Source organism: Agreia pratensis (assembly GCF_900177685.1).
GTDB classification, from domain to species: Bacteria; Actinomycetota; Actinomycetes; order Actinomycetales; family Microbacteriaceae; genus Agreia; species Agreia pratensis.
Genome location: NZ_FXAY01000002.1, coordinates 820,947 through 833,182 on the forward strand (window position 1 = coordinate 820,947; position 12,236 = coordinate 833,182).

Consider the following 12,236-nt stretch of genomic DNA (forward strand, 5'->3'; position numbering starts at 1 on the left):
GCAGTGACCGCGACTCGGCTCGCGTGGGTGGATGCCGCGCGCGGCCTCTGCGTGCTGTTGGTCGTTCTGCTGCACGTGCGCATCTTCGTGTACGAGCCGCTGTCGCCGCCGAGCAACGGGGTCGAGGTCTGGACGCAGCTCACAGAGTTCTTCGGTGCGTTCAGACTGCCGCTGCTCTTCGTGGTCTCGGGTCTTGTGGCGTCGCGTCGGGTTCGCGCGGGGTGGAGCGATCGACGAACCGTGCTTCGGGCCGTATCGCTGTATTGGCTCTACGTGGCCTGGCTCACGGTGTACGCGGTGCTCTCGATCGGGGTGATCGATCCGGGCATCCCGTTTCGTGTGATGACTCCCTTGCACTACCTCGAGCAGCTGTTCGTTCCCGACTCGATGCTGTGGTTCATCTTCGCTCTCGCGGCCTACGTCGTGGTTCTCAGCAGCCTGAACCGGGTGCCGCCCGTCGCGATACTGGGCGTGCTCGCGGTGCTGTCCGTCGCATCCGGCGCCGTGCCGGTCACTCGCGACGAGGCGCTCTGGCTGCACGTCGTCTACTACGCGGTGTTCTTCGCCGTCGGCGTTTATGCGGCCTCTGCGCTGCAGGCGCTCGCGCGCGTTCGCAGCCCGTGGGCACCCGTGCTCGGCATCGTCTCTTTCGTCGTGTGCGAACTGGCCTGGCAGCAGAGCTCAGAGGGCACCCTGCTCGAGACCGGGCTTCGCTTGCTGCGCGACAGTGCCGCGGTCGTGCTGTCGATCGTGGTCATCGCTCTGCTCGTGCGTTGGCCGCCGTTCGAGAGGGCGGCGGCCGCTGTCGGTCGGCGCACTCTGCCGATCTTCGTGCTGCAGCTTCCCCTGATCTGGGTGCTCTTCCTGCTGCCTCCCGTCGAGTGGTCGCTGGGGTTCGCTCCGGTGCGGTACCTCGCTCCCGTCTTCGGAACTGCACTCATCGTGTTGGCTGCTCTCGGAATCCATCGGCTGCTCATGCGCGGACGTACACGGGTGCTGTTCGGGCTGCCTGAGGCGTGGCGAAACAGAATTGTCGGCGAAAAGGAGCCCGCCGACGCACACTGACTCGTCGGCGCGGCGGATTGCCTTCGATTCGGTGCAGCTGCAGAGCCACCTCGTTGCTATTCGACGAGCGCAGCCTGAGCTTGCACCGAATGAGTGCGCTGGGACGCCGATGCGTCGACGGCAGCGAAGATCTAGTGGTGAGAGCCGCGATGCCGGGTGGAGTCGATCGCGAAGTCGTACATCCACGGCATCGGCGTCGTTCCTGTTGCGGACGAGCGACGGTCCGTCAGGGGGAAGATGATGCGATCTCGCACGAGTGAGCCGATGGGCCCGAGCAGCTTGGCTCGGTCGAGCGCAACACCCTGAGCTCCGATTTTCGTGACGCGCTTCGTTCTGCGGCGGGCAAGCTCAGGAACGATGTCGCGAGGCGAACCGCCCTCGCGAACGATGTCACCGAGGATCACGGCATCTTCGAGTGCAAGAGAGGCACCTTGCCCTGACGTGGGCGGAATGGCGTGGGCCGCATCACCAATCAGAGCCACTGAGTCTCTGCCCCACAGCACGGAATTGCTCCGACCCGCAGCGGCCCATACGTCGAGCGCGGGCGTGCCTTCAACCAGATGCTGGATCGGCAGGGCGTCTCGAGCGGCAAGAGCGGCGAGAGCTTCCGGCCACGCGGCCGATGACATTCCGGGTACTGAGGCCGCGCCACCGGGTAACGCAGTCAGTCTGGGGTTGACGAACCACCATGTCCGCCCGTCATCCATCCCCACAGATCCGACGAAGCAGTCTCGGCCGAAACGGAACTGCAGAGAGCCCGCGGGTGTCTCGAAGTTCGGCGGCAGCGAGCCTGCCTCAGCGACGCCGCCGACGCCGACCAAGTCGGGCGTGGTTCTCTTCGCGTGAGTCTTCTCGCCTATGAGCGACGCGCGCACCGCGGAGTCGATGCCGTCTGCGCCAATGACCAGGTCGGCGGAGTAGGTTTCGGCCGAGCGGGTATGCACCCGAACCAGCGTTCCGATCTGCTCGGTGCTCACGACACGTGCACCGCGGATCACCTCGATGCCGAGGCGTTCGACCTCCTCGCGGAGCACGCGGTAGAGGTCGGATCGGCGAACCGATCGCCCCGCAGGTCCCTCTCCTGGGCGCTGGCCGAGTGGCGTATCCGCCGTGATTCTGCCGTCTGGCGCGAACGTCGTGAGACGGGTCGTCGGGCTGCCTATCTCGCCCGTGGCTTCCCCGAGCCCGACAGCCTCGAGCGCCATCATGCCATTACTGGCGATTTGCAACCACGCGCCCACATCGTCGGCCGTGCGGTCGTATCGCTCGAGCACGCGTGTTTTCTGGCCTGCTTGGTGCAGCGAAACGGCAGCGGCGAGGCCCGCGATACCACCGCCCACGATCAGCGTGCGCATGTGACCTGCCGAGTCGAGCAATCACCCATACCGCGAACCTCTTCCCATTTATCAGACGATCGTATAGCAAGATTTTGGGAGCAACAGCGTCGCTGTCTGCGCAACGAGAGGCCTTCTCTACGTGCTCGGCGGCCTCCATCGTGCACAAGGGGGATGCGCGTCGCATCTCCTGCTGTCAGGCTGAGGTTCAGATGCGTTCAGAGCGACGGAAGGGGGCCGGACATGGCTTGGAATCCGTTCCGCCGCGCGCCGGCGCCGTCACCGGATCCGCAACGGCCCGCGCAGGCCGAGCCACACGCATCCGATGACGATGGAGCCGCCCGCTGGCGCGAGCTCGCCTCACTGCTGTCGCCGGATGTCGGGCTCGCCGAGGTCGTGCTGCAGGCCTACTCCTCGCCGTCCGAATACTTCGAGGCTCATTCCGCCGAGGCGGAGAACAGGGGCATCGAAGACGACGCCGTCGATCCGTGGTTCGCTCTCGTCGACTGGCTGATCGAGAACGAGCTGGCGCACGAGCTCGATTGGAAGGACAACGCCGCCGAACTCGCGTGGGCGCTCAGTCGCATGAGCGCCGTGTTGTCGAGCGGCGTCGATCTGCAGTCTGTCGACGACGCGGATGCGCACCTCACGTTCGGCATGCTGCGCGCGAACGCGCTGCTCGCCCCGGCAGGCCTCGAGCTTCTCGTCTTCGACATCGACTCCGACTCGTACACGATCGTTCTCGTCGCGAGCGCCAACCGAGACAGGGTCGTGGCGCTCGCGGCAGAGCTCGGGCACCGCGTCGATGCCATGACGCTCGATCATGCGCGGCACTCCGGCGGGCGCGACTACGGCGACGGTATCGAGCTCTGAAGCGCGGGGGCCATTCGCGGCGCTTCGATGACCGCATAGTTCTCTGCGTCGAAGCGCGACAGCCGTCGCTGAAAGGCGTAGGCGAAGTCGGGCCACAGCAGGGTGAGTCGTCTGCTGCGCTCGTCGACGTACCAGCTGTCGCATCCGCCGGTCAGCCACACGGTCGACGCGGCCTTGGCGTCGATCTCGTGCGTGTAGGCATCCTGCGCCTCGAGTGACACGTCGATCGCATCGACGCTGACTGCGTCGCGATGATCGAGCGCGGCGAGCACGTAGTCGATCTGCGCCTCGATCATCACCACCGCGCTGTTGTGGCCGAGGCTCGCATTGGGCCCATCGAGCACGAACATGTTCGGAAAACCGTGCACGGTCGTCGATGCGTGTGCCCGCATGCCGTCGGCCCACGCATCAGAGAGACGGATGCCGTCGGCCCCGTAGGTGCGCGCGGCGAACGGCGGGCGGGTCGACTCGAATCCGGTGGCGAACACGAGCACGTCAAGCTCGAATGACGCGCAGCCCGCCGACGTCGCCACCCTGTCGGAGATCGAGCGCAGCGCCGACGGTTCGAGTGTGACAGAGGGGGAGGCGAGCGCGGGGTAGTAGTCGTTCGAGATGATCACCCGCTTGCAGCCGATCTCGTAGTCGGGCGTGGCCGCGGCTCGCAGCGAAGGGTCGTCGAGCTGGGCTTCGAGGTGGCCGAGCGCGCGATCGCGCAGCCGATCGATGAAGCCGGGCACACGCATCCGCTCGGCGAAGGCCGTCTCTGCACCCCAGAAGAGCTCGTCGCGCAGTGCCTCGTGCGCAGATGGATCATCGGCGAAGCGACGCTGCTCGTCGAGGGTGTACTCGCGATCGGGGCGCGGAACGACATAGGGCGCGCTGCGCTGGAACACGACGACGCTCGCGGCGACATCCGCCAGCCGGGGGATCAGCTGTGCGGCGGACGCTCCCGTGCCGACGACTCCGACGCGTCGTCCGCGGAGCTCGACGGAGTCGTCCCACGTCGACGAGTGCATGACCGGCCCCGCGAAGGAGTCGAGCCCCGGCACATCCGGCATGCGGGCGTCCGAGAGCCGGCCCGCGGCGACGATCAGCGTGCGGCAAAGGTATTCGCCCGAGCTCGTCGTCACCCGCCAGCGCAGCTCGTCTGCGAGCCAGCGCATCTCGAGCACCTCCGAGCGCAGCCGCAGATGCCCTTCGAGGCCCTCCGAGCGCACGGCGTCGCGCAGGTAGTCGTGAATCTCGCGGCCGCTCGCGAAGAAGTTCGACCAGTCGGGCTTCGGCAGAAACGAGAACGAGTACAGATGTGAGGGGATGTCGCAGGCGACGCCGGGGTAGGTGTTGTCACGCCAGGTGCCGCCCACGTCGCCCGCGCGCTCGAGGATCACGAATGACTTGTCGCCACGCCGTGCAAGACGGATGCCGGCTCCCAACCCCGCGAATCCCGCACCCACGATCACCGTGTCGACCTCTACTGCGCTGGTTGAGTGGTCGCGCAAGGGACGAGCCTGCAGGTCGACATCACCCACGGGTGGTCTCGATACGGCCGCGGGCGGCCTACTCGACCGGCGAGAGGGAGGTTTTGCGTCATCGAGGAAGTCTTCGATCGTGCTCAGGATGCGCGCCGGGCGCTCGCGCAGCGTGCCGCGCACATCGCCGAGCCCCGGCTCGCCCGAGGCGAGAACGAGCACGGGGAGAGCACCTGTCTCGGGTGCAGTGCCATCGAACTCGGGCTCGATGAGCACGAGTCGGCTGACGACTCCGCGCGTATCGAGCGTCGCTCGCACGGCCTCGTCGGCGTGCGCACCGACCGCGATGACGCAGCAGTCGTCGCCCGCCTCGGCGAGTTCCCGGGTCCATTCGTCGGAACTCCGCTTCGAGGTCACGCTCAGGTCGACGATCACCACGCGGCGATTACGTGCCAGCGTCGGGCCGAGGAACGCGAAGTCGTCGTCGCCCGAACCGCGCAGAAGAACGACCGTCGCACGCCCCGAGGGCTGCGTCATGAGCGCGACGTCTGGAGCGAGCTGCGACGCTCGGAGATCGGAAGCTGCAGTCGAGTGGCCGGTGGCGCGTCTGATCGGCGGGCGAACGCCAGCTGCTCGGGCGTCGGAGAGTCGTAGCTCGTCGTGCGCTGCCGCACGCCGCGCCCGATCTCGCTCGCAGTGCGCTCGAGGTCGGCGATGGTGAGCGAGCGGTGCGCTTCAGCGCCGGCCTCGGGCTTGGTCGTTCCGTCGAGCAGCAGCCCGCCCAGGTCGTCGGCTCCGCCGCGCAGCACCGACTGACTCTCGGCGAGTCCGAGCTTCGTCCACGCAGCCTGCACGTGGTCGATGCGCCCGTGCAGCAGTAGCCGCGCGACCGCGTGCACCGCGCGCGTCTGTCGCGCATCCGGGCCGGCGACGCGGGCGACGTTCGCCGGAGCATCCAGCCGCACATAGGGCATCGGAATGAACTCGGTGAATCCGCCCGTCTCGTCGTGAATGCGTGCGAGCGTGCGCAGATGCGCGAGCTGCTGAAGCGGGGTCTCGACATGACCGTAGATCATGGTCGAGGTCGAGCGGAGTCCTGCTCGGTGAGCCGCTGTCATCGACGCGATCCACTCGGCGGCTGCAGGATCGGTGCCCTCGCTGAGAACGCGGCGAACGTCGTCGTCGAGGATGCGCGCGCCCGTTCCGGGCACGCTGTCGACTCCGGCCTCGCGCAGGGCCTCGAGGTAGTCATGAAGCGGCAGGCCGAGGCGACTCGCTCCGTCGGTGATCTCGGTGGGGCGGTAGGCATGGAGGTGCAGGCCAGGCTGCTTGGCCCTGATCGCGCGCACGATGTCGAGATATGCAGTAGAAGGCATGTGCGCGGGAACGGCGCCTTGAATGCAGAGCTCGGTCGCTCCGAGGGCCGCGGCCTCATCGGCGAGTGCGCCGATCGTCTCGAGCGTGATGCCGCCGTTCTCGGGATCGATGCCATACAGCGACGAGTCGATGTTGCGGTTGATCACGAAGGTCACGTCGTCGCCCACGGCGTCGAAGCGAATGTCGTCGGCCAGAGCGGTGAGCGCGTCGAGTTCGGTACCGGATGCCTGGAGAAGATCGACATAGTGCGCGTCGCTGAGGCCGCTCGGGTTCTTCTCGGCTGAGAGGAGTGCTTCGTTGCCCTTCGACACGTTCAGGGAACGGGGGCTCGAGTGCGCGGCACGCGAACGGGGACGACCGACGACCGGGGCGTCCTCCCGGGCGAGGCCCGACGGCGCAGCCAGGGCGTCGACGTGCGGCCGGATGCGCGCGTCGATCCATTCGTCGGGCTCGCGCACGAATTGCGGATGCGCGGTCAGCCGTTCGCGCAGCTCGAATCCGGCGTCTTTCGTCAGCGCCGCGAGGGTGTCGAGCTCTGGCCAGGGGCGCTCCGGGTTGACGTGATCGGCGGTGAGCGGGCTCACCCCGCCCCAGTCGTCGATGCCGGCGCGCAGCAGCAGACCGAGTTCGTGCGCGTCGGTGAGGTTCGGCGGCGCTTGGATCGTCGCATCCGGGCCCATGACGACCCTGGCCACGGCCACGGCGGCGACGTATTCCTGCAGCGCGAGATCGACCTCGTTCTGCATGGCCGTTCGAGGCTTGGCGCGGAAGTTCTGAACGATCGTCTCCTGGATGTGCCCGTGGCGCTCGTGCGAGGCCCGGATCTCGAAGAGCGCCTCGGCGCGCTCCGCGTTGTTCTCGCCGATGCCCAGCAGCACGCCCGTGGTGAACGGAACCTTCGATCGACCCGCGTCGTCGAGCACGCGCAGTCGCAGCGCCGGATCCTTATCGGGCGAGCCGTAGTGCACGCCGCCCTTCTCCGACCACAGCCGGGTGGCGGTGGTCTCGAGCATCATGCCCATCGATGGCGCGACCGGTCGGAGCGCCTGTAGCTCGCTCCACGACATCACGCCCGGGTTGAGGTGGGGGAGCAGCCCTGTCTCCTCGAGCACGAGAATGGCCATGGCCCTGATGTAGTCGATGGTCGACGCATAGCCGTGGGCATCCAACCATTCGCGCGCAACCGGCCAGCGGTTCTCGGGCCGGTCGCCGAGGGTGAACAGCGCCTCCTTGCAGCCGAGCGCCGCGCCCGCCCGCGCCACCTCGAGAATCTCGTCGGGCGACATGTAGATGGGCTTGCCCTTGGTGGCCAGCTTGTTGGGCGTCTCGACGAAGATGCAGTAGTGGCAGCGGTCTTGACAGAGGTGCGTGACCGGAATGAACACCTTCTTCGAATACGTGATGATGCCCGAGCGGTCAGCGCGGTCGAGCCCCTCGTCGCGCAGCCGGCTCGACACCGCGAGCAGCCGATCGAGTTCGTCGCCGCGGGCGGAGAAGAGCAATTCTGCGTCGAACTGCGACACGTGACGGTCGCGCTCGACACGACCCAGCGCATCCTGGATCTCTGAGATCGCGGGGGTGGGCGAAGCGTCTGTCATCAGCGTCTTTCTGCGGGGGGAAGGGTGGAACGAGCACTCGACGGAGTGCCGGTGGGCCCAAATCCAGGCCCGCGCGCTGATTGCCTTCAACTATACGCGCGGGCCAGAGTGGCGGTCCGCGACGGTGCCCGTCATGCGGCGTCACGGAATTTTCTCGCTGCTTCGAGCGCTGGCTACCCTGAACACCTTCAGTCACACAGCAAAGGACCACCCCGTGAAACGCTCCTCCTCTTTCGTCGCGCTCATCTCGCTCGCCGCAGCCGCAACTCTTGCCCTGGGTGCGTGCGCGAGCCCGTCGTCGACATCTGGCGGCTCGACGAGCGAGGGCAAGCTGAAGGCCAACTCGCTCGCCGCGATCAAGGAGTCTGGAGTTCTGACGGTCGGCACCGAGGGCACCTACAAGCCTTTCAGCTATCACGAAGACGGAACCGGCGAACTCACCGGCTACGACGTCGAGATCATCACGGCTGTCGCCGACAAGCTCGGAGTGAAGCCGAAGTTCGAGGAGACCCAGTGGGACGCGATCTTCGCGGGTCTCGAGGCCGGCCGCTTCGACGTGATCGCCAACCAGGTCTCGATCAATGACGAGCGTTCGGCAAAGTACGACTTCTCGAAGCCCTACACGGTGAGCCCCGGCGTCATCGTCGTGAAAGACGACAACACCGACATCACGTCGTTCGCCGACCTCGCCGGCAAGACCACGGCGCAGTCGCTGACCAGCAACTGGTACGAGCTGGCCCAGAAGAACGGCGCCAACGTCGAGGCCGTCGAAGGCTGGGCGCAGGCCGTTGCACTGCTCGAGCAGGGTCGCGTCGACGCCACGGTGAACGACAACCTCACCTTCCTCGACTACCAGAAGCAGAAGGGCGACACCGGCCTCAAGATCGCCGCCGAGACAGACGACCCCTCGCTCAACGCGTTCGTCTTCGCCAAGGGAAACACCGAGCTGCAGCAGGCCGTCGACAAGGCGCTCGATGACCTTCGCGCCGACGGAACGCTGGCGAAGATCTCCGACAAGTACTTCGGAAGCGACGTCACCCAGTAGGGCTGTCGCGAAAGAGGGTCGGGCGATGACGCTCCCGTACGGAAAGATTGACGAATGACCGAATCGCTGTGGGATCTGCTCCTGCGATCGCTCCTCCCCATCGTGGGAGGGGCGCTCACGGGTACCATCCCGCTGGCGTTGATGTCGTTCGTGCTGGGGCTGGTCATCGCGCTCGGAATCGCGCTGATGCGGCTCTCGCGCATCTGGATCGTGTCGGGCGTCGCGCGCGCGTACATCTCGATCATCAGGGGCACACCGCTGCTGGTGCAGTTGTTCGTGATCTTCTACGGGCTGCCATCGATCGGCATTCTCGTCGACCCGTGGCCGAGCGCCATCATCGCCTTTTCGCTCAATGTGGGCGGCTACGCGGCCGAGGTGATCAGGGCGGCCATTCTCTCGGTACCCAAGGGGCAGTGGGAGGCCGGCTACACGATCGGCATGTCGCGGGGGCAGACGCTTGTTCGCGTCATCCTTCCGCAGGCGGCTCGGGTCTCCGTGCCTCCGCTGTCGAACACCTTCATCAGCCTCGTCAAAGACACATCGCTCGCGTCGCTGATTCTGGTGACAGAGTTGTTCAGGCAGGCGCAGCAGATCGCGGCGTTCAGCCAGGAGTTCATGGCGCTGTACATCGAGGCCGCCGTCGTCTACTGGGTGATCTGCCTCGTGCTCTCGAGCGCCCAGTCCGTGCTCGAGAAGAGGCTGGATCGCTATGTCGCCCACTGACCCCCTGGCTCCGGAGCCGGCCGACGCGGTCATCGCCGCGCCCCTTCTCACGGCTCGCGGCATCCGCAAGAGCTTCGGCGACGTCGAGGTGTTGAAGTCGATCGATCTCACGGTGCCGCGCGGAGACGTCGTAGCCTTGATCGGGCCGTCGGGCTCTGGAAAGACCACCGTGCTGCGATCGTTGAACGGCCTCGAAGTGCCCGAGGCGGGCACGGTCGAATTCTCGGGCGGTAACGTCGTCGACTTCTCGAAGGCCCCCTCGAAGAGACAGCTCGCGTCGCTGCGCGACCGCTCCGCTATGGTCTTCCAACAGTTCAACCTCTTTCCGCACCGCACGGTTCTCGAGAACGTCATCGAGGGCCCGGTGCAGGTGCAGAAACGGCCGAAGGCCGAGGCGATAGCGGATGCGCGTGTGCTGCTCGAGCGCGTCGGTCTCGGCGCGAAGGCCGATGCGTATCCGTTCGAGCTCTCCGGAGGCCAGCAGCAGCGGGTCGGCATCGTGCGCGCCCTGGCTTTGAAGCCGCAGCTGCTGCTCTTCGACGAGCCCACCTCGGCACTCGATCCCGAACTCGTCGGAGACGTTCTCGACGTGATCAGAGAGCTCGCGACAGAGGGGTGGACGATGGTGCTCGTCACGCACGAGCTCGCCTTCGCCTCACACGTCGCCGACACGATCGTGTTCATGGACGGCGGTGTCGTGGTCGAGTCAGGGCCGCCGACCGAGGTGCTGCAGAACCCCCGCGAGGCGCGCACGAAACAGTTCCTGCACCGCCTGCTCGACCGGTAGTCAGTCGACGAGCGACTTCTTGCGCTGCTTGAACCAGAGCACGAGCATGAAGCTGAAGATCACCAGCACCATCCACGAACCGATCTTGCTCGCGTGCACCAGCGTCCACCCGGCCTCCTGGCCGGGGTAACTCCACGCCCCGAGGATCGTCGCGATGTTCTCGACGAACCAGATGAAGAAGCCGATGAGCAGGAACGAGACGAGCAGCGGCATCCGGTAGACCGTCTGGCGAACCCTGAAGCGCACCCAGGTCTTGCGCATGAGCACCGCGACCACGATCAGCAGCGGCCAACGAGCGTCGGGCAGCCAGTGGTTGGTGAAGAAGTTCACGTAGAAGAGGATGGCCGTGATCATCGTGGGAACCATCGGCACGGAGTCGATGTCGAGATCGAATCGACGCCACGCCTGGCAGATGTAGCTGGCGATGGCCGCGTACATGAACCCGCTGTAGATGGGAACGTCGCCGATTCGAAGGAACCCCGCATCGGGGTAGCTCCACGAGCCGACGGCGACTTTGAAGACCTCGAGCGCGAGGCCGAGCACATGGAACATGCAGATGACGAGCAGTTCGTCGCGCGTCTCGATCTTCGTCGCGAGCAACACGATCTGCACGATGATGCACCAGACGAGCATCGTGTCGTAGCGGGCGAGCCCGAAGTCGACGAAGTGGGTGATGGCGAGGCCGACGACGATCGAGACGGCGAAGAGGCACGACAGGGCCTGCTTGTAGCCGAAGTCGAGCAGATCGAGCAGACGAGACCCTGCCCTCGCCGTCGTTGTAGTCATCGCCGGAGCATAGCGCGGACGGGCGTCGGTCTCTCTGAGATCCCGGTCCAGCATGCCCAGCCATAATGGCTGCATGATCACCGTCGAACTCGCCCGATCACTGCGCGATGCCGGGCTGGTCTGGAAGCCGGCGTCGGGGGATCGCTTCTCGATCGATACGCCCGCCTTCGACCCCGAAGCGCTCGACGCCGAGGTCTTCACCGTCAGTGACATGACGATCGAGGCCCAGCACTACCCCACGGGCACGATTCTCGGCTTCAACGGCACGACCGAGTGGGCGCTCGACTCTGTCGAGCTGAACGAGGCACTGTGGCTGCCGCGCGAAGATCAACTCCGCGAGATGCTTCGAGGCGCGTTCCGCTCTCTTGTGCGCCTCGAGACCTCTGAGGATGCAGCCCCCGAGTATCGTGTCGACATCGTTTTTCGGGGCGCACCTTCGAGCCACACGGCCGCCGACCCGGCCGAAGCCTACGGGCGGGCCGTGCTGACGCTGGTGTCGGCATCCAGCGCTGCGCTCTGAGGGGGTGGACGCGGGGCCGTTCGATCCGAGAAACTGAGGTCAACCGGAACTCTCTCCGGAATCGACAAAGGGGTTGGATTCCATGGCTGACACGTATCGTGCACTGCTTCAATCAGGCGGACTCTCAGAAGGCAAGGAGACGGTCGAGCACTTCGTCGACGGCAAGCCTCGCGAGACGATCGTCGAGGTCTTCGATGCTGAGGGCGAGTCGCAGGAAAGGGTCTGGAGACTCGTCGTTCCCGTCACTCCTGAGCCAGTCTCCTACGAACTGATCGGTGACACTCCGCAAGAGATTCCGAACTGACGAGCTTGTCCTTAACGGATCGTCGGAGGCCTCACAACCCCCATTTGCCCTGGTCTCTCGAGGCGTAGCGTCACCTACATGCCGGAACTCAAAAGGATTCCGGCACGACGAAAGGTGGATGCCATGGGATTCGACGACAAGGTCAAGAACGCCGCAGACGACGTAGTCGGCAAGGCGAAGGAAGCCACGGGCAAGGTCACTGACAACGAGCGACTCGAAGCCGAGGGCAAAGCCGACCAGGTGGGCGCCGACGCCCGCAAGGCCGGAGAGAACGTCAAAGACGCTTTCAAGCACTGACGGTCGTCGCGCAGCCGTCGGCTGACGTGCATGACCAGGAATGCCGGGGCACCGTGGG

At 66.0% G+C, this 12,236-nt stretch carries 12 protein-coding genes; 8 read left to right on the plus strand and 4 right to left on the minus strand.

The annotated features are described in order from the left end of the window. The first annotated feature begins 3 nt into the window (after positions 1 to 3). Positions 4 to 1,065 (plus strand): acyltransferase family protein, encoded by a 1,062-nt coding sequence (locus B9Y86_RS09360; RefSeq protein ID WP_085485161.1) that lies wholly within the window; start codon positions 4 to 6, stop codon positions 1,063 to 1,065. Positions 1,066 to 1,196: 131 nt separating this feature from the next. On the opposite strand, the gene B9Y86_RS09365 is transcribed toward B9Y86_RS09360, so the two are convergent. Beyond that, the gene (locus B9Y86_RS09365; RefSeq protein WP_085485163.1) at positions 1,197 to 2,420 is read right to left on the minus strand and encodes an FAD-dependent oxidoreductase; all 1,224 of its coding nucleotides are present in this window, start codon (positions 2,418 to 2,420) and stop codon (positions 1,197 to 1,199) included. A gap of 222 nt (positions 2,421 to 2,642) precedes the next feature. On the opposite strand from B9Y86_RS09365, the gene B9Y86_RS09370 reads away from it, so the two are divergent. Next, entirely contained in the window at positions 2,643 to 3,272 is a 630-nt protein-coding gene (locus B9Y86_RS09370) for a DUF6630 family protein (RefSeq protein WP_085485165.1), read from the plus strand. Here the strand turns inward: B9Y86_RS09370 and B9Y86_RS09375 are convergent. Both B9Y86_RS09375 and cofG read right to left on the minus strand, forming a co-directional pair. Continuing rightward, positions 3,248 to 5,278, minus strand: coding sequence for a flavin-containing monooxygenase (locus tag B9Y86_RS09375; RefSeq protein ID WP_085485167.1), 2,031 nt, complete (start codon positions 5,276 to 5,278; stop codon positions 3,248 to 3,250). The genes B9Y86_RS09370 and B9Y86_RS09375 overlap by 25 nt on opposite strands. Beyond that, positions 5,275 to 7,716 carry a 7,8-didemethyl-8-hydroxy-5-deazariboflavin synthase CofG gene (cofG, locus tag B9Y86_RS09380; RefSeq protein ID WP_085485169.1) on the minus strand — a complete coding sequence of 814 codons (2,442 nt, stop codon included), beginning with the start codon at positions 7,714 to 7,716 and terminating at the stop codon, positions 5,275 to 5,277. The genes B9Y86_RS09375 and cofG overlap by 4 nt, the downstream gene beginning before the upstream one ends. A gap of 214 nt (positions 7,717 to 7,930) precedes the next feature. On the opposite strand from cofG, the gene B9Y86_RS09385 reads away from it, so the two are divergent. Genes B9Y86_RS09385 through B9Y86_RS09395 form a run of 3 tightly spaced genes read left to right on the plus strand, consistent with a single transcriptional unit; the run spans position 7,931 to position 10,271 of the window. Continuing rightward, entirely contained in the window at positions 7,931 to 8,761 is an 831-nt protein-coding gene (locus tag B9Y86_RS09385) for an amino acid ABC transporter substrate-binding protein (RefSeq protein WP_085485388.1), read from the plus strand. Between the two features lie 54 nt (positions 8,762 to 8,815). After that, positions 8,816 to 9,484, plus strand: a complete 669-nt coding sequence (locus tag B9Y86_RS09390) for an amino acid ABC transporter permease (protein WP_085485171.1) — start codon at positions 8,816 to 8,818, stop codon at positions 9,482 to 9,484. Continuing rightward, a complete protein-coding gene (locus tag B9Y86_RS09395; RefSeq protein ID WP_085485173.1) occupies positions 9,471 to 10,271 on the plus strand; it encodes an amino acid ABC transporter ATP-binding protein in 801 nt (266 codons plus the stop codon). The genes B9Y86_RS09390 and B9Y86_RS09395 overlap by 14 nt, the downstream gene beginning before the upstream one ends. Here the strand turns inward: B9Y86_RS09395 and B9Y86_RS09400 are convergent, their stop codons facing one another. After that, the gene (locus B9Y86_RS09400) at positions 10,272 to 11,057 is read right to left on the minus strand and encodes a DUF817 domain-containing protein (RefSeq protein WP_085485390.1); all 786 of its coding nucleotides are present in this window, start codon (positions 11,055 to 11,057) and stop codon (positions 10,272 to 10,274) included. It lies immediately after the preceding gene. Between the two features lie 73 nt (positions 11,058 to 11,130). Between B9Y86_RS09400 and B9Y86_RS09405 the strand changes: the two genes are divergently transcribed. From B9Y86_RS09405 to B9Y86_RS09415, 3 genes are all read left to right on the plus strand, one after another. Next, positions 11,131 to 11,577: a pilus assembly protein CpaE gene (locus B9Y86_RS09405; protein ID WP_085485175.1), complete on the plus strand. Its 447-nt coding sequence runs from the start codon at positions 11,131 to 11,133 to the stop codon at positions 11,575 to 11,577. 82 nt (positions 11,578 to 11,659) lie between these two features. Further along, a complete protein-coding gene (locus B9Y86_RS09410) occupies positions 11,660 to 11,881 on the plus strand; it encodes a hypothetical protein (RefSeq protein WP_085485177.1) in 222 nt (73 codons plus the stop codon). 123 nt (positions 11,882 to 12,004) lie between these two features. Beyond that, the gene (locus tag B9Y86_RS09415; protein WP_085485179.1) at positions 12,005 to 12,178 is read left to right on the plus strand and encodes a CsbD family protein; all 174 of its coding nucleotides are present in this window, start codon (positions 12,005 to 12,007) and stop codon (positions 12,176 to 12,178) included. Positions 12,179 to 12,236: the final 58 nt, after the last annotated feature.

What these genes read in the sequence shown, in the direction of transcription:
- B9Y86_RS09365 (WP_085485163.1), bottom strand. Translation starts at nt 2,420, where the DNA reads ATGCGCACGCTGATCGTGGGCGGTGGTATCGCGGGCCTCGCCGCTGCC.
- B9Y86_RS09370 (WP_085485165.1), top strand. Translation starts at nt 2,643, where the DNA reads ATGGCTTGGAATCCGTTCCGCCGCGCGCCGGCGCCGTCACCGGATCCG.
- B9Y86_RS09375 (WP_085485167.1), bottom strand. Translation starts at nt 5,278, where the DNA reads ATGACGCAGCCCTCGGGGCGTGCGACGGTCGTTCTTCTGCGCGGTTCG.
- cofG (WP_085485169.1), bottom strand. Translation starts at nt 7,716, where the DNA reads ATGACAGACGCTTCGCCCACCCCCGCGATCTCAGAGATCCAGGATGCG.
- B9Y86_RS09390 (WP_085485171.1), top strand. Translation starts at nt 8,816, where the DNA reads ATGACCGAATCGCTGTGGGATCTGCTCCTGCGATCGCTCCTCCCCATC.
- B9Y86_RS09395 (WP_085485173.1), top strand. Translation starts at nt 9,471, where the DNA reads ATGTCGCCCACTGACCCCCTGGCTCCGGAGCCGGCCGACGCGGTCATC.
- B9Y86_RS09400 (WP_085485390.1), bottom strand. Translation starts at nt 11,057, where the DNA reads ATGACTACAACGACGGCGAGGGCAGGGTCTCGTCTGCTCGATCTGCTC.
- B9Y86_RS09405 (WP_085485175.1), top strand. Translation starts at nt 11,131, where the DNA reads ATGATCACCGTCGAACTCGCCCGATCACTGCGCGATGCCGGGCTGGTC.
- B9Y86_RS09410 (WP_085485177.1), top strand. Translation starts at nt 11,660, where the DNA reads ATGGCTGACACGTATCGTGCACTGCTTCAATCAGGCGGACTCTCAGAA.
- B9Y86_RS09415 (WP_085485179.1), top strand. Translation starts at nt 12,005, where the DNA reads ATGGGATTCGACGACAAGGTCAAGAACGCCGCAGACGACGTAGTCGGC.